The organism is Bradyrhizobium sp. USDA 4461 (assembly GCF_054055655.1).
Genome location: NZ_JBSRXM010000001.1, coordinates 692,596 through 708,175, shown reverse-complemented (window position 1 = coordinate 708,175; position 15,580 = coordinate 692,596). Strand labels below are relative to the sequence as shown.

Annotated in this window: 15 protein-coding genes; 3 read left to right on the top strand and 12 right to left on the bottom strand. The window is 66.1% G+C overall.

Annotated features, from left to right (window positions below; genetic code table 11):
• Positions 1-194: 194 nt before the first annotated feature.
• Together ACVINW_RS03355 and bla are read right to left on the bottom strand one after the other, a co-directional pair.
• Positions 195-1,109, bottom strand: coding sequence for an ankyrin repeat domain-containing protein (locus tag ACVINW_RS03355; protein ID WP_456749995.1), 915 nt, complete (start codon positions 1,107-1,109; stop codon positions 195-197).
• Positions 1,110-1,206: 97 nt separating this feature from the next.
• Positions 1,207-2,124, bottom strand: coding sequence for a class A beta-lactamase (gene bla, locus ACVINW_RS03350; protein WP_456749994.1), 918 nt, complete (start codon positions 2,122-2,124; stop codon positions 1,207-1,209).
• 100 nt (positions 2,125-2,224) lie between these two features.
• Between bla and ACVINW_RS03345 the strand changes: the two genes are divergently transcribed.
• On the top strand, positions 2,225-3,199 hold the full coding sequence (locus tag ACVINW_RS03345; protein WP_456749993.1) for a LysR substrate-binding domain-containing protein: 975 nt from the start codon (positions 2,225-2,227) through the stop codon (positions 3,197-3,199).
• Between the two features lie 188 nt (positions 3,200-3,387).
• Here ACVINW_RS03345 and ACVINW_RS03340 read toward each other — a convergent pair whose 3' ends face one another.
• From ACVINW_RS03340 to ACVINW_RS03310, 7 genes are all read right to left on the bottom strand, one after another.
• Positions 3,388-4,356 carry an ABC transporter ATP-binding protein gene (locus ACVINW_RS03340; RefSeq protein WP_456749992.1) on the bottom strand — a complete coding sequence of 323 codons (969 nt, stop codon included), beginning with the start codon at positions 4,354-4,356 and terminating at the stop codon, positions 3,388-3,390.
• Positions 4,353-5,333 carry an ABC transporter ATP-binding protein gene (locus ACVINW_RS03335; protein WP_456756283.1) on the bottom strand — a complete coding sequence of 327 codons (981 nt, stop codon included), beginning with the start codon at positions 5,331-5,333 and terminating at the stop codon, positions 4,353-4,355. Before ACVINW_RS03335 ends, ACVINW_RS03340 begins: the two co-directional genes overlap by 4 nt.
• Complete coding sequence (locus ACVINW_RS03330; protein WP_456730724.1) at positions 5,330-6,247, bottom strand: ABC transporter permease; 918 nt, start codon at positions 6,245-6,247, stop codon at positions 5,330-5,332. Before ACVINW_RS03330 ends, ACVINW_RS03335 begins: the two co-directional genes overlap by 4 nt.
• Positions 6,213-7,169 carry an ABC transporter permease gene (locus ACVINW_RS03325; protein WP_456749991.1) on the bottom strand — a complete coding sequence of 319 codons (957 nt, stop codon included), beginning with the start codon at positions 7,167-7,169 and terminating at the stop codon, positions 6,213-6,215. Before ACVINW_RS03325 ends, ACVINW_RS03330 begins: the two co-directional genes overlap by 35 nt.
• A gap of 231 nt (positions 7,170-7,400) precedes the next feature.
• The gene (locus tag ACVINW_RS03320) at positions 7,401-9,191 is read right to left on the bottom strand and encodes a peptide ABC transporter substrate-binding protein (RefSeq protein WP_456749990.1); all 1,791 of its coding nucleotides are present in this window, start codon (positions 9,189-9,191) and stop codon (positions 7,401-7,403) included.
• 390 nt (positions 9,192-9,581) lie between these two features.
• On the bottom strand, positions 9,582-11,000 hold the full coding sequence (locus ACVINW_RS03315; protein WP_456749989.1) for a M20 family metallopeptidase: 1,419 nt from the start codon (positions 10,998-11,000) through the stop codon (positions 9,582-9,584).
• A gap of 129 nt (positions 11,001-11,129) precedes the next feature.
• Positions 11,130-12,221 (bottom strand): mandelate racemase/muconate lactonizing enzyme family protein, encoded by a 1,092-nt coding sequence (locus tag ACVINW_RS03310; protein ID WP_456749988.1) that lies wholly within the window; start codon positions 12,219-12,221, stop codon positions 11,130-11,132.
• 149 nt (positions 12,222-12,370) lie between these two features.
• Between ACVINW_RS03310 and ACVINW_RS03305 the strand changes: the two genes are divergently transcribed.
• Both ACVINW_RS03305 and ACVINW_RS03300 read left to right on the top strand, forming a co-directional pair.
• Positions 12,371-13,240, top strand: a complete 870-nt coding sequence (locus ACVINW_RS03305; protein ID WP_456749987.1) for a metallophosphoesterase family protein — start codon at positions 12,371-12,373, stop codon at positions 13,238-13,240.
• Between the two features lie 42 nt (positions 13,241-13,282).
• Positions 13,283-13,732 carry a hypothetical protein gene (locus ACVINW_RS03300; protein ID WP_456749986.1) on the top strand — a complete coding sequence of 150 codons (450 nt, stop codon included), beginning with the start codon at positions 13,283-13,285 and terminating at the stop codon, positions 13,730-13,732.
• Between the two features lie 53 nt (positions 13,733-13,785).
• On the opposite strand, the gene ACVINW_RS03295 is transcribed toward ACVINW_RS03300, so the two are convergent.
• From ACVINW_RS03295 to ACVINW_RS03285, 3 genes are all read right to left on the bottom strand, one after another.
• Positions 13,786-13,998, bottom strand: a complete 213-nt coding sequence (locus tag ACVINW_RS03295) for a hypothetical protein (RefSeq protein WP_456749985.1) — start codon at positions 13,996-13,998, stop codon at positions 13,786-13,788.
• Positions 13,999-14,307: 309 nt separating this feature from the next.
• Complete coding sequence (locus ACVINW_RS03290) at positions 14,308-14,682, bottom strand: response regulator transcription factor (RefSeq protein WP_456749984.1); 375 nt, start codon at positions 14,680-14,682, stop codon at positions 14,308-14,310.
• On the bottom strand, positions 14,679-15,545 hold the full coding sequence (locus ACVINW_RS03285; protein ID WP_456749983.1) for a S1C family serine protease: 867 nt from the start codon (positions 15,543-15,545) through the stop codon (positions 14,679-14,681). Before ACVINW_RS03285 ends, ACVINW_RS03290 begins: the two co-directional genes overlap by 4 nt.
• Positions 15,546-15,580: the final 35 nt, after the last annotated feature.

The following is a 15,580-nucleotide window of genomic DNA, read 5'->3' as shown; positions in this document are numbered from 1 at the left end:
CGGCGTCCTAACGTCGCCCCGCGTGCGGGGAGAGGTCGGATCGCATCGTGAGATGCGATCCCGGTGAGGGGGAGTCTCCGCAAACGCATCTCCTGCTGAGTGCGCGGTGACAGCCCCTCACCCCAGCGCTCTCCCCGTAAGAACGGGGCGAGGGAGCGCAGCACCGCCGCTGTTCAAACCGGTTCTATTGTTTCTCACCGCGGCGACAGCTCTTCGCGCAGCGCCGACAGGATGGTGAGGTCGGCGGCATGCTTGCCGGTCTTGTCGGCCAGCGAAGCATCGGCGCCATGGGCCAGCAGGGTCTTTGCGATCGCCGGATGATTGCCTTCCGCGGCGATCATCAGCGCGGTGCGGCCGCGCGCGTCGCGATCGTCGATGCTGGCGCCGGAGTCCAGCAGATACGAGACCACCTCGAGCGCTTGCGTCTCCGGCACGGCCTCGTCCGGCCCGGCGGCCCACATCAACAGCGTCAGATCGTTGGCGTAGCGCGTGTTGACGTCGATCTCGCGCGCGAGCAGCTGCTTGACGATGCCGAGCTGGCCGGCGGCGGCGGCATACACGATAGGCGGCTTGCCGGTGTCGTCAGCCTTGCGGCCGTCGGCGCCGTGCGCCAGCAGCAGGCGCACCACCATGTCCCGGCCGGCATACGCGGCGGCCGCAATGGGGGAGGCACCGCTGCGCCCGGTGAGGTTGACGTCGGCGCCGCGGTCGATCAGCCGCTGCACGATCGCGACATGGCCGCGCTCGGCGGCAAGATACAGCGCGGTCGATCCCGCGAGGTTGCGGGCATCGACCGGCGCGCCGCGCGCCAGCAGCAGATCGACCATGTCGAGATGGCCGGAGCGGGCGGCGTGACTCAGCGGCTTGGCGCCGAGCCGGTCCCGCGCGTCGACCGAGGCGCCGTGGTCGAGCAGATCGGTGGCGAGGTTGACGCAGTCGGCATTGGCGGCCGCGAACAAGGTCAGCGAGATCTCGATTGCGCTGAGCTGGGCCTTGTCGGTCTCATACTTGCGGATCAGCTCGCGGCACCGCGCCGGGTCGGGCGCGGCAAAGCTGCCGTGGACGTGGCCTGCGACAAGCAGCGCGGCGAGGGCGATGCGACGAACCAAGACAAGTCCTCCGGATGGCCTGCCGAGCGCATCGCCATTCGGATCGAGCCTCGCATGAACCTTTGTTATTGCCAAGCCGCGCGGGGTAGTCCTGCCGCTAGCCACTCTGTCCGGTGCTGGCATTGGCAACGGCGCGCGCGACGTTGGCGATCACCTCGTTGCACGTCTCCATCGGCGCGCTGGCCCCGGTCAAGTAGACCGTCACAATGATCGGCTTGCGGCCGGGCGGCCAGAACACGCCGATATCGTTATAGGTGCCGCGCTCGCCGGTGCCGGTCTTGTCGCCGACCCGCCAGCCGCGCGGCAAGCCGGCGCGCAACCGCGTGTCGCCGGTCTTGTTGGCGACCATCCAGTCCAGGAGCCGCTCACGCGAGGCTGCCTGCAACACATCGCCGAGCACCACGCGTTGCAGATCCTTCAGCATCGCGACCGGGCTCGTGGTGTCGCGCGGATCGCCGGGCACGGCTTCGTTCAACGCGACTTCCCAGCGGTCCAGCCGGCTGACATTGTCGCCGATGGTGCGGAAGAAGCTGGTGAAGCCGGCCGGTCCGCCGATCTCGCGCAGCAGCAAATTGGCGGCGGTATTGTCGCTGAGCGTGATGGCGGCCTCGCAGAGTTCGGACAGCGTCATGCTCGATCCGACGTGTTGTTTGGCCACGGGCGCGTAGGCCAAGATGTCCTTGGCCTCAACCTGAACGCGCTGATCGAGGCTGGATTCGCCACGGTCGACCCGGTGCAGCACGGCGGCCGAGGCCAGCGCCTTGAAGGTGCTGCACATCGGGAACCGTTCGTCGCCGCGCTGGCTTACGCGCAACCCCGTCTCCGTGTCGAGCACAGCGATGCCGAGCCGGCCGGTGGTCGCCAGCTCGATGCGCGCAAATTCCTGCTGCAGCCCTCGCGCCGCCCCGCTTGCTCCCGCCGCGGCGCTCTGTTCTGCCGCAGCGCTTGGCCGCGGCAGGGTGCACGATGCCGCAAGGCCCAGCGCGCGCCATCCAAATGTCCGTCTCGTCAGCATGTCTAACCTCCCGTTGGCGGCGCGAACCTGCCGAACCGCGTGACGGCCGACAAACAATCATTTATACAACGAGGCATGAGAAAAACTTGGTCATGATGCCGTGCGCCGGCATCTCCCGCTGAACGCGTTGCGCGCCTTCGAGGCCTCCGCGCGGCTGCTCAGCTTCACTCGCGCGGGGATGGAGCTGCGCGTGACGCAGACCGCGATCAGCCATCAGGTCAAGCAGCTCGAGGATACGCTCGGCGCAAGCTTGTTTCGCCGGCTGCCGCGCGGATTGGTGCTGACCGACGAGGGGCTGGCGCTGCTGCCGGTGCTGACCGACGCGCTCGATCGGATCGGCGCTGCCATCGACCGCATCGAGGCCAAGGGTACGCGCGAGGTCGTCACCGTCGGCTGCGTCACGACGTTCGCGACCGGATGGCTGCTGCAACGGGTCGATCGCTTCAAGCGCGCGTATCCCTATATCGACCTGCGCCTGCTCACCAACAACAACCGCGTCGACATCGCGGGCGACGGGCTCGATCTCGCGCTGCGGTTCGGCGACGGCTCCTGGCACGGCACCGAGGCGATCCATCTGCTGTCGGCGCCGCTGTCGCCGGTGTGCTGCCCCGATGTCGCGGGCCGGCTGCGCAAGCCCTCCGATCTCGCGCAGGAATTCCTGCTGCGCTCCTACCGCGCCGAGGAATGGCCGTTGTGGTTTGCGGTCGCCGGCGCGCCGTGTCCGAAGATCCAGGGTCCGATCTTCGACAGTTCGGTGGCGATGGCCGAGGCCGCCGCACGCGGCGTCGGCGTTGGATTAGTGCCGATCGCGATGTTCAACAACGAACTCGTGTCCGGCCGGCTGATGCGGCCGTTCGCGGCCGAGGTCCCGGCGGGCTCGTACTGGTTGACCTGGCTGAAGTCGCGCGAGGTGACGCCGGGCATGCGTGCGTTTCGCGACTGGCTGCTCGAGACGTTGCGGGCGGAGGCGAGTGAGGGGGAGGAGGTAGGAGGTGAACTTCCTTCACGACCGAAGGCAAACACCAAGGCCAAACCGAAGGCCACGACGAAGGCCGCGAAGAAGCGGAGGCGTTAGCCTTCCGAGTAATGCTCTCTAACACCGTCATCCTGAGGAGCCGCGAAGCGGCGTCTCGAAGGATGCACGGCCCGGCCGGTTGCCGTCGACCCTTCGAGGCGCTGCGCGCTCCTCAGGGTGACGGTGAGGAAGTGGAATGCACGGCAAATCGATGCAGTGCTCGCCGTTGTCCTGCAGTGCGATCCATCCTACGCCAGATGGCACGCCACAAAATGCCCGTTGCTGCCTTCGCGCAGCTCCGGCGCGGATTGGCGGCAGCGCTCTTCGGCGATCGGGCAGCGGGTGTGGAAGTGGCAGCCCTTGGGTGGATTCATCGGGCTCGGCACGTCGCCCTTCAGGCGGATGCGGTCGCGCTTCGCCTTGGGGTCGGCCACCGGCACCGCCGAAAGCAGCGCCTTGGTGTAGGGATGCTGCGGGTTGCGGTAAAGATCGCTGGCCTTGGCGAGCTCGACGATGCGGCCGAGATACATCACCGCGACGCGGTCGGAGATGTGCTCGACGACCGAGAGATCGTGAGCGACGAAAAGATAGGTGAGGTTCAACTCCGCCTGCAGGTCTTCCAGCAGGTTGATCACCTGGGCCTGGATCGAGACGTCGAGCGCCGAGACCGGCTCGTCGCACACGATCAGCTTCGGCTCCAGCGTCAGTGCGCGAGCGATCGCGATGCGCTGGCGCTGGCCGCCGGAGAATTCGTGCGGGTAGCGCCGCATGTGCTCGGCCTTCAGCCCGACCTTGACGAGCAGGCTTGCGACGCGGTCTTCGCGCTCGCTGGCCGAACTCACGAGATTATGGATGATGAAGGGCTCGCCGAGGATCGCGCCGACCGTCATGCGCGGGTTGAGCGAGGCGAACGGGTCCTGGAACACCAGCTGCATGTTGCGCCGCATGGCGCGCAAATCGCCGCCGCCGAGACCCGTCACGCTCTGGCCGTCGAATACGACATCGCCGGAGGTCGGCTCGATCAGCCGCAGCACGCAGCGGCCGGTGGTCGACTTGCCGCAGCCGGATTCGCCAACCAGCCCCAGCGTCTCGCCGCGGTTGACCGAGAACGACACGCCATCGACCGCATAGACCTGGCCGACCTCGCGCGACAGCAGGCCGCCCAGCACCGGAAAGTGCTTCTTCAGATTGGACACGCGCAGTAGCGGTTCGCTCATGACGCGTCTCCGAGGTGGCAGGCGATGCGATGGCCGGGCGCAATCTCGCGCAGTCGCGGCTCCTCTTCGGTGCAGATGCTCATGGCGTGCTTGCAGCGGGGCGCAAACCGGCAGCCGGGCGGCGGGTTGATCAGGATCGGCACCGAGCCGCCGATCGCCTCCAGCCTCGTCTTGTGCTCGGCATCGAGATCGATGCGCGGGATCGAGCGGATCAGGCCCCGGGTGTAAGGATGGCCGGGATTGCCGAACAGCTCGTCGACCGGCGCCTCTTCCACCACCTTGCCGGCATACATCACGACGACACGTTGCGCGGTCTCGGCGACCACGCCCATTGCGTGCGTGATCAGCATCACCGCCATGCCGAAGCGTTCCTTCATGTCCTGCAAGAGGTCGAGGATCTGCGCCTGGATGGTGACGTCGAGCGCGGTGGTCGGCTCGTCCGCGATCACGAGCTTGGGCCGGCAGGCCAGCGCCATCGCGATCATCACGCGCTGGCGCATGCCGCCGGAGAACTGGTGCGGATAATGATGCACGCGGCCCGCAGCATTGGGGATCTGCACCAGCTTCAGCATCTCGATGGTGCGTTCCAGCGCCTGCTTCTTGGTCACCGCCTCGTGGCGGCGCAGGCTCTCGGAGATCTGCTCGCCGATCGTCAGCACCGGGTTGAGCGAGGTCATCGGCTCCTGGAAGATGAAGCCGATCTCCTTGGCCCTGATGTCGTCGAGCTCGTGGCTGGTCAGCGGCACCAGGTCGCGGCCTTCGAAGATGATCTCGCCTGCGACGATCCTGCCCGGCGGCATCGCGATCAGCTTCAGGATCGACATCGCGGTCACGGTCTTGCCGCAGCCGGATTCGCCGACCACGCACAGCGTCTCGCCGCGGTTGATGCTGATGTCGACGCCGTCGACCGCCTGGAGGATGCCGTCGTCGGTCGAGAAATGGGTCTTCAGGCCCTTGATGTCGAGCAGCGCCATCAGATCACCTTGCGCGCGTCGAGCGCGTCGCGCAGCCCGTCGCCGATGAAGTTGATGGCGACCACCGCGATGAAGATCGCGCCACCGGGAAACAGCGCCCAATGCGGGCCGATGTCGAGGAAGTCCTTGGCGTCATAGAGGATGCGGCCCCAGGTCGGCGTATCCGGCGGGAAGCCGAGGCCGAGGAACGAGAGCGTCGATTCGGCGATGATCGCGGCGGCGACGTCGATCGTGCCGGCGATGATCACCGGGCCCAGCGCGTTGGGCAGGATGTGGCGCACGACCTGGCGCACCGGGCTTGCGCCGAGCGCGCGGGCCGCCTCGACGAACTCCTTCTCGCGCAGCGACAGGAACTGGGCGCGCACCAGGCGGGCGACCGGCATCCAGCGCAGGCCGCCGATCACCAGCACGATCAGGATGAAGATGCCGCCCTCGGGGCCGAACACCGCCTTCAGCCCGTCGCGGAACAGATAGATCAGCATCAAGAGCAGCGGCAGCTGCGGCAGCGACAGGAACAGGTCGGTCAGCCACATCAGCGCATAGCCGAGCGCGCCGCGCGACATGCCCGCGAGCGCGCCGATCAGCGTGCCGACGAACACCGAGACCAGCATCGCGGCAAGGCCGACCGCAAGCGAGATACGGCCGCCATAGATCATGCGGGCGAGCAGGTCCTGGCCGAGATCGTCGGTGCCGAACGGATGCGCCAGCGACGGTCCCTGCATGCCGGCCAGCACGTCGATGTCGCTGATCGAGACGCGCCAGACGAACGGCCCGATCACGACGGCCGCGATCAGCAGCAACAGCAGCACGGCGCTGACCACTGCCGGCTTGTGCCGGCGGTAGCGCCGCCAGGTTTCGCGCAGGGGCGAATAGCCGCGCCGCTCAGCGGAAGGAGATGCGAGGGTCAAGCCAGCCATAGAGGACATCTGCGATCAGGTTGAACAGCACCACGAGACACGCGAACACGAAGGTCACGGCCATCACGACCGGCGTATCGTTGGCGAGGATGGAGGAGATCAGGAGCGAGCCGATGCCGGGAATCCGGAAGATCTGCTCGGTGACGATGGCGCCGCCGAACACGGCGGGCACTTGGAGCGCAACGAGCGTGACCACCGGGATCATCGCATTGCGCATCACATGCTTGACGATCACCTTGGCCTGCCCGAGCCCCTTGGCGCGGGCGGTGGTGACATAGTCGAGCCGGATCACGTCGAGCATCGCCGAGCGCACGAACCGCGTCATCGACGCCGCCTGGAACAGGCCGAGCACCATCACCGGCATGATGGCCTGCCGGATCATCTCGAGCGCCCATTTGATGCCGCTGCCCGGCACCTCGGTGTAGACGAACGGCAGCCAGTCGAGCTTCACCGAGAATACCAGGATGAACAGGATGCCGGTGAAGAAGGTCGGTAGCGAGAAGCCGATGAAGGCGAAGGTGTTGGCAAGCTGGTCGAAGATCGAATAGGGCCGGGTGGCGGCATAGACGCCGACCGGGATCGCGATCAGCAGCGCCAGCAGCTGCGACGAGCCGACGACGTAAAGCGTGGTCGGCAGCCGCTGCAGGATCAACGTGTCGACATCGACCCGGCTGACAAAGGAGAAGCCCCAGTCGCCCTGCGCCATCGCCGCGAGCCAGTGCAGATAGCGGAGATAGATCGGATCATCGAGGCCGAACTTGGCGCGCAGCGCCGCCTGCACCTCGGGCGGCACGTTCGGATTGGTCGCGAGCTCGCTGAACGGATCGCCCGGCGCGAGCGCCAGCACGACGAACAGGACGAGCGAGATGCCGAGCAGGCTCGGGATCGCGATCATCAGGCGGCGCAGGATATATTGACTCATCTGGAGGTCATTTGACTAACGCTCGCACAGAGCATGATGATTATGCTTCCCATCGAGAGGCGAGCCTCACCTCGCCCCGCGTGCGGGCCGGAATTCAAGCGCAACTTGAATTCCGGGTGAGGGGGACTCTCCACGAACTCATCTCTCACGGTATTTGCGGTTAAAGCCCTCGCCCCAACCCTCCCCGCAAGGACGAGGAGAGGGAGGAGCAAAGCTCAAGCCTCTCGCGGCTCAGGTTTCACGATACCAGTCTTGCAGATTATCGGTTTGGTTGGCCCAACCGGAGAGTGCGGGCCGCACCGTGTTGGAGCAGGCCTCCACCGCGAGGCGATGCATCACAGGGATCACCACCGTGTCCTGCCACATCAGATCGTTGCACTTGATGTAGAGGTCGGCGCGCTTGATCGGGTCGATCTCGGTATCGGCGGCGTCGATCGCGGCGTCGAAATCCTTGTTGACCCAGCGCGGGAAGTTCTGGCCCTGCCACTTATTCTCCTTGGTGGCGACGTTGCGCGAATGGTAGCGGCGCATGTGCAGGGCCGGGTCGGGTTGCGTCATCGGGATCTGGAACATCTCGATGTCGGCGTAGAACTTGGAATAGGTGTCGGGGTTGGCGACGTCGGAGGAGAAGAACACCGAGGCCACCACCGATTTCAGCTCGACGTCGATGCCGGCCTTCTGACAGGCCTGCTTGACGATCGCCTGGGTCTTCTGGCGCGGTCCGTTGATCGAGGTCTGGTACAGGAGCTTCAGCTTCTTGCCGTCCTTCTCGCGGATGCCGTCGGAGCCTGCCTTCCAGCCCGCCTGTTCGAGCAGCGCGCTCGCCTTCTCGACCGAGAATTCCCATTTGGTGTTCTTGGAGACGAACTCCTCTGGGCCGTTGAGATAGTTGGCGGTGGTGCGGCCGGCACGGCCGTAGATCGCCTTCTTGACGGACTCGCGGTCGACCAGCAGCGCCAGCGCCTTGCGCACCGCCGGATCCGACAGGATCGGATGCTTGGTCTTCATCGACGAGCGTTCGCCGTCGATTTCGGTGTTCGGGTCGGTGAAATTGATGGCGATGAATTCGATATCGCCGCCGACGGCGTAGAGCGTCTTGCCCTTGCCGCCCTTTTCCAGCCGCAGCAGCACCTCGTCCTCGACCTGGATGTTCCAGGCGAAATCATATTCGCCGGTCTGGATCACGGCGCGCGCCGCCGACACGGCATCGCCGCCGCCCTTCATCTCGATCGTGTCGAAATAGGGCCGGTTCGGCATGTGATAGTCTTGATTGATTTCGCCGCGGATCAGGTCACCCGGCTTGAACTCGACGAACTTGTAGGGGCCGGTGCCGACCGGCTTGAGGTTGTTGGGCGCCTCGCGCGACTTGCTGCCCTTGTACTCGGCGAACAGATGCTTCGGGATGATGCAGCCATAGGCGCCGACGAACGCGTTGGCCCAGAACGGCGTCGGCTCCTTGAACTTGATGCGGACCGTGAGCTCGTCGACCTTCTCCACGGTCATGCCGGAATAGGTGCCGCTCGAGACGGCTGCGGTTGCCGGATCACTGGCATATTCCCAGTTGAACACGACGTCGTCAGCGGTGAACGGTTTGCCGTCATGCCATTTGACGCCGGGCTTGAGTTTCCAGACCACCGTTTTGGCGTCGGCGGAGAGCCCGCCGTTCTGGATCGAAGGGATTTCCGCGGCGAGGATCGGATTGAGATGGCCATCGACGTCCCAGCTGGCGAGCGGCTCGTAGAACAGCCGCGAACCGTCCTGGTCCTTGGTTCCGGTTGCGAAATGCGGATTGAGCAGGGTCGGGCCCTGCCACCACAGCAGCTTCAGCGGGCCGCCGCCGCCGCGCTTGGTCGGCTTGTAGGGATTGGGGCTCTGCGCCATCGCGACGCCGCCGATCGCCAGAATCTGGTTTGCCATCGGCGCGGTGAGGCCGACCGCAATCATTCGCTTGACGAAAGCGCGGCGATCCATCCGCCCGTCCTTCACGTCGTCGATCATGCCTCGCAGATTGTTGTCGAACATAGTCCCCTCGGTCCGGCTCACGTGTGATTGCGGCGGGCCGTGGAACCGGCCGCCGTGCTGGCGGGAGATGGCACACCGAATGACCGCGAAGGTCAACGCCTCCCGGGGGCCAACGCCTAGGTCTTTTGGCTATCGCTTGTGCAGAAGTTGTCCCGGTCGCACAGGAGTTCGGCATTTCGGCGCCAAACCGCGGCATACGTCCCTCGCAGCTGCGGAAAATTTGTTCGTTATCCTTTGTTCTGAGATGCTTTTTTGCCACGCAACCGCGTTTTCACGCGAAGGGACTGCGCCCTTCGCGTGATGCAAACGCCTCAAAAATCCAGAGCCTGGTTCCGATCTGATCGGACCGAGGCTGCCGCCGGATTTCGCGTCGACGAGGAGACGCCGCCCTCAGGCCACCGACATATCCAACGGCGGTGCAACATTCGCCGGCAGCGGGCTGACATAGGGCGTTCGTGCGGTCCGCTTCTTGAGGTCGGCCTTGGCGGCCGCGATCAGCTCCGGCTCCAGCAGCGCCTTGACGCCGAGACCGGCCATCGCCTTGGCGGCCTGCACCATCGCCTTGTGCGCGGCAGGGGTCTTGCCCTGCGCCACAACCTGCCAGGTGTGGAACGGCGTACCGATTGCAACCGTCGGTGCGTGAACCTGCACCGTCGGCACCACCCAGCTGACGTCGCCGACATCGGTCGAGCCGATCAGCGGATTGCGCTTGGCATCCATCGGCACCAGGAAATCGGCCAGCGGCCGGTCGGTCGGCTCCATGCCGATCGCGTAATATACCGAGGCGATGTCCTTGTCGGTCAGGGTGGCGCGGATCTTGCCGGCGAAGTCCTTGTCGGCATCGTCGAAATGCGGCGGTCCGAGTTCTTCCATGATCCGGTGCAGCGTCGCTTCCAGCGGCGTGTTGGGCAGGATGTTGGAGACCGCGGAGATGATCTTCATCTCGACCTTGGTCTCGGTCATCAGCGCTGCGCCCTGCGCGATCTTGTGCACGCGCTCGACCAGTTCGTTCATGCCGGGCAGGTCACGGGCGCGGATCGAGTAGCGGACGCGGGCATGGGCCTGCACCACGTTCGGGGCGATGCCGCCGGTGTCGAGCAGCGCGTAATGCACCCGCGCATCGCTCGGCATGTGCTCGCGCATGTAGTTGACGCCGACATTCATCAATTCCACCGCATCGAGCGCGCTGCGGCCGAGATGCGGCGAGGCCGCGGCATGCGAGGTCCGCCCGGTGAAGATGAAATCGGCGCGGGTGTTGGCGAGCGACGGCGTCACCGCCACCTCCCAGAAGCTGTGCGGATGCCAGGTGATGGCGATATCGGCATCCTCGAACGCGCCACAGCGCACCATAAAGGCCTTGGCCGCGCCGCCTTCCTCGGCGGGACAGCCATAGTAACGCACCCGGCCCGGCACCTTGTTGGCGGCGAGCCAGTCCTTCACCGCGGTGGCGGCGAGCAGCGCCGAGGAGCCGAGCAGATTATGGCCGCAGCCATGGCCGTGGCCGCCGCTCTCGACCGGGCGGTGCTCGGCGATGCCGGCCTCCTGGCTGAGGCCGGGCAGGGCGTCGTATTCGCCGAGGAACGCGATCACCGGGCCGCCTTCGCCCCATTCGCCCATCACCGCGGTCGGAATGTCGGCGACGTTCTCGGTGATGCGGAAGCCCTGATGGCGCAGTTCGGCCAGATGTTCGGCGGATGAGCGCGCCTCGGTGTAGCAAACCTCGGGCATCGCCCAGACGCGGTCGCTCAATTCGATGAAACGCGGCTTGATCGCGTCGACGCCGCGCCAAACATCACTACGGTTGTCCATTTGCTCCGATCCTCGAGTAAGGCAATCTGAAGCGCGAAACGCTAGCAGCTTGCCGCGACCTCGCCTAGCGCCTGGCGGCAGACCTGCTTTTCCGAAAGTCACGACTTGGTGTGCAGAAATATCTCTGCGTCAGGCGGCGTTGAGCCGCTCCAGGCCCTTCCAGTCGAAGGCGATGCCGTGTCCCGACCGATCCGGCGCAATCGCCATGCCCTGATCCAGAACTAGTGGATGCTCAATGTAACGATCAAGGCCGAAACCGTGCGCCTCGAGATACGATCGATTCGGGCACGCAGCCAGCAGATGCACGGTGATGTCATGCGCGCCATGGCTGGTCACCGGGATGTTGAAGGCCTCGGCGAGCCGCGCGATCTTCATGAAGCTGGTCACGCCGCCGCAATTGGTGACATCCGGTTCGGCATAGGACAGCGCGCCGCCGGCGATATAAGGCTTGAACTCCCACAGGCTACGCAGATTTTCGCCCGCCGCGATCGGCACGCCGCCGGCCTGCAGGATGCGGGCGTGGCCTGCGACGTCGTCAGGAATGGTCGGCTCCTCGAGCCAGGTCAGGTCGAATGGTTGCAGGGCGCGCGCGGCGCGGATCGCTTCCTCGACGCTCCATTTCATGTTGGCGTCGGCCATCAGCGGAAACTCGTCGCCGAGATGGCCGCGCATCGCCTTCACGCGCGCGACGTCGGACGCCAGGCTCGGGCGGCCGACCTTCATCTTGATGGCGCGAAAACCCTTGGCCAGATTGTCGTCGGTCTGCTTCAGCAAGCCATCCAGCGGCAGATCGAGATCGATGCCGCCGGCATAGCAGGGCACGCGACGGTCGAAGCCGCCGAGCAGCCGCCACAGCGGCAGCGACGCCCGGCGCGCCTTGAGGTCCCACAGCGCGATATCGAGCGCGGACAGCGCAAGCACCGCCGGCCCGCCGCGGCCGCCGTAGTGCAACGCCCACCACACTTTGTGCCAAAGCTGCTCGGTGTCGTCCGCCTCCATCTCGCGCGCGATGCCGGGGATTTCGCGGCGCAGGATGTCGGCGACGGCACCGCCATTGCGGCCGACCGTATAGGTGTAGCCGGTGCCCTCCGCGCCGTCGGCGTCGCGGGCGCGGATCGTGACGAGCTCGAACGCCGTGATCTCGCCATGCGTGCTGTCGCTCAATACGACCGGAAGCGGGATCTTGTAGAATCCGATGCTGAAGTCCTTGAGGATGGCCACGCCGGAACTCCTTGTCACAGGATGAATGCAATGCGCGGCACACGATCCCAAAAGTGTCCGCCCTCCGCAACCTTGCGCACGCGAATGTCTGCCTTGAGCGATCGGCGTGCCTGCCCCTATGATGTGGTTCGCGGGACGTGGTTCGATCAATGCATGATGCAATTCCGTCGCTATTGCCGAGAAGTCCGGGCCACCGGTTCGTGATCTATGCCGACGCCTGCTCGGGCGTTGCCGGCGCGCCGCATGAGCGCAGCTTCGCGTCGGTGAACAATGTGGTCCGCCGGCTGCATCCGGCGCCCGAATTCATTCTGTTCCCCGGGGACGAGATCATCGGCCTCACCGCTGACGCCGACGCGTTGCGCGCGCAATGGCGGCATTGGTTCGAGGTCGAGATGAGCTGGCTCGATCGGCGCGCGGTGCCGCTGTGGCACACGACCGGCAACCACACTGCCTATGACGAGATGAGCGAGGCGGTGTTTCGCGAGGAGCTGAAGTTGCCGCGCAACGGCCCGCCCGGTCAGGACGGGCTGTCCTACTGGGTGCGCCGCGACGATCTCGTGATGGTGTTCGTGCACACGCTGTGGAGCGGGCTCGGCGGCGAGGGGCATGTCGAGACCGACTGGCTGCAAGCGGTGCTCGAACAGCACAAGGATGCCAGGCACAAGCTCGTGCTCGGCCATCATCCCGTGTACCCGATCAACGGCTTCAGCGGCAGCTATCAGCGCGAGATCGGCCACGAATACAGCGCGCGATTCTGGGATATCCTCGTGCGCGCGGATGTCACTGCCTATCTATGCAGCCACATTCTCGCCTTTGACGTCCAGGTCCATCGCGGCGTGCTGCAGATCTGCACCGCAGGCGCTGGCACCGCGCACCGGATGCCCGAAGGCGTCGAGTATCTGCATTGCGTGCAGGCGACGCTCGATCAGCGTGGCCTCCGCTATCAGGTGCTCGATACCGAGGGTGCCGTGCGCGAGCAACTCGCATGGCCGCTGCCACCCTTGGACAGCGCCGCGTAGTCGCCGCTGCCGCGCGGCACCAGCCCTGCACCGCTGTCCGGGATGCCGGCGCCCGCGACGGTGGTCGCCCTGAAATTGTCGGGCCGCACCGCCGCCGGCGTCGCCGCGCCGCAAACGCTGCTGTGCACGCCGGTGCCTGACATGATCGCACCGCTGTGGCTCGGCTTGCGCGGACCGAACCAGACGCTGACCCTGATCCTCGGGCGCGAGCGCGGGCGCAGTCCGCATTACTGGATCGGTCCCGATCTCGGCGCCGACAGCGATTTCGGCCTCGATGTCGCCCTTTATCCGGACATGGGTCCGGGCGGCGTGCTGTGGCGACACAGCGGTGAGGCGCGCTGGACGTCGTGCACGGCGATCTCGGCGACCGGGCTCGAACGGTTTTCATGGCCGGCCGACTGGCGCGTCGGCCACGGCGAGGGCGGGCCGGATCACAAACGCTATGCCGGCCCACGGCTGGATGTCGCGGCGGCGGTCATCGCATTGTCTTGAACGAAGGCAACGTCTGCGCCGTCGAGCAACAGCGCTGCATCTCCGTGTGCGCTTCAATCAGGCGCTTTCGGCTTGGTCCGTCCCGCGCGCTTCAATTCGCGATCGATCAGCGTGCAGACCCGGCGCTGCGCCAGCAGGTCGAGCCGCGCGCGCGTGACGCCCTGCCTGGTCTTGCCGTCGATCTCGAATGACCAACTCCAGAGGTCGGGTTCGATGTTGGTGAGTGAGTATTCAATGTCCCGGTGACGATAGATCAGCTTCTTCATGCCGTTTCTTTTTGTGAGCTGAGCTTGCATAGCCAGATCGGTAACGCGTCAGTATCCGGTCGACTACTTACGCATTTGGTCTAAGCGAGGTCCGCAAGGCGGAATTTTCGCAGAGCTCGCGCAGATCATGGCGCGAAATGCGAGTTGTGCTCACACACTCATTGTCGTCCCGGGCTTGACCCGGGATAACCACAGGGTGCAATTGTTGTGCGATGCTGTGGCCCCAGCGAAATCCGCTTACACAACGCGGTGGTTATGGGTCCCTGCTTTCGCAGTGACGACGCGACCATCGACGACCGCGGCCACCCTTCACAGGTTGATCACCCCGCGCCGCGCCGCATGCGCGACCGCGTCGGTGCGGCCGGTGGCGTCGAGCTTGTCGAGCAGGGAGCCGACGTGAAACTTGGCGGTGTGGACGGAAATCCCGAGCCGCTGCGCGATCATCTTGTTGGATGCACCTTCGGCCAGCAGCGCCAGCACGTCGAGCTCGCGCGGCGTCAGCTCGAAATCGCCGGCGCCCGCGGCCTCCCGGTTGCGGGCGACGATTGCCGCCGTGGTCGGCTCGCCCGGCGCGGCAAGCCGCAGGCCGGCGACGCTGCCGAGCAGGGTCGCCAGCCGGTCGGCGAGCACAGGATCGTCGATCTCGAGCGCGATGACGATATCGGGGGCAGGCTCGCTGCTCACGTCTCGGGCCTCTCGCCGACCGTCACCTTGAAGCTCAACGGTTCGCCGCCGCGATGCACCGTCAGCTCGACGACGCTGCCGAGGCTCTGCGGCCCGAGGCCGCGCGACAGCGCCCGCACGCCCGACAGTTTCTCGCCGTTGACGGCAACGATCACGTCGCCCTGGCGGATGCCGGCGGCGGCCGAGGGCCCGGCCTTGTCGACATTCATCACCATCGCGCCGAGACCGTCGTCGAGACGGACCGGCTGCAACCCGACGCCGAGATATCCGCGCGCGATGCGGCCGCTCTTTTCGAGCTGGGCTGCGACCCGCTCGATGGTGGCAGACGGAATCGTCAGCACGCGGCGGGGGCCGAGCACGGCCATGCCGAACGGCTCGCCCGCGGCATTCAGCGCCAGCCCGCCCTGCTGGCTGTGGCGCAGGCGGACGTCAAGCTCGATCCGCGCCTCGATCTCGCCGCCGCGCAGGCTGCGCCAGGCCGGCCCCGACAGCGCGACCATGCCGAGCCGCGCGCTCGCCGCGCCGCGGTCGGCCGCGGCGATCACCGCGAGCGATCCGAGCGGCGGGATGTCGCTCGACAGCTTGACCGGTGCGATATCGCTATCGACACGCAGCAAAGCGATGTCGGTGGTGTGGTCGCGTCCGGCGACGACGGCCGGCTTGCGGCTGCCGTCGGGGAGCTGGATCTCGATCTCGCCCTCATCGGCGAGCGCCTCGTCGGCGGTAACGACAAGGCCCGTCTTCCAGATGAAGCCGGATGCGCGGGCGCGATGCGAATGTACGGAGACGATCGCGGGGGCGGCACGCGCGATGGTGTCCGCAAGGGCTGATGACAGCGAGGAAAGGATGTTCGGTTCGGTCATGGGAAACTCCGTTGGCTTCCCTCAATCTGGGATGT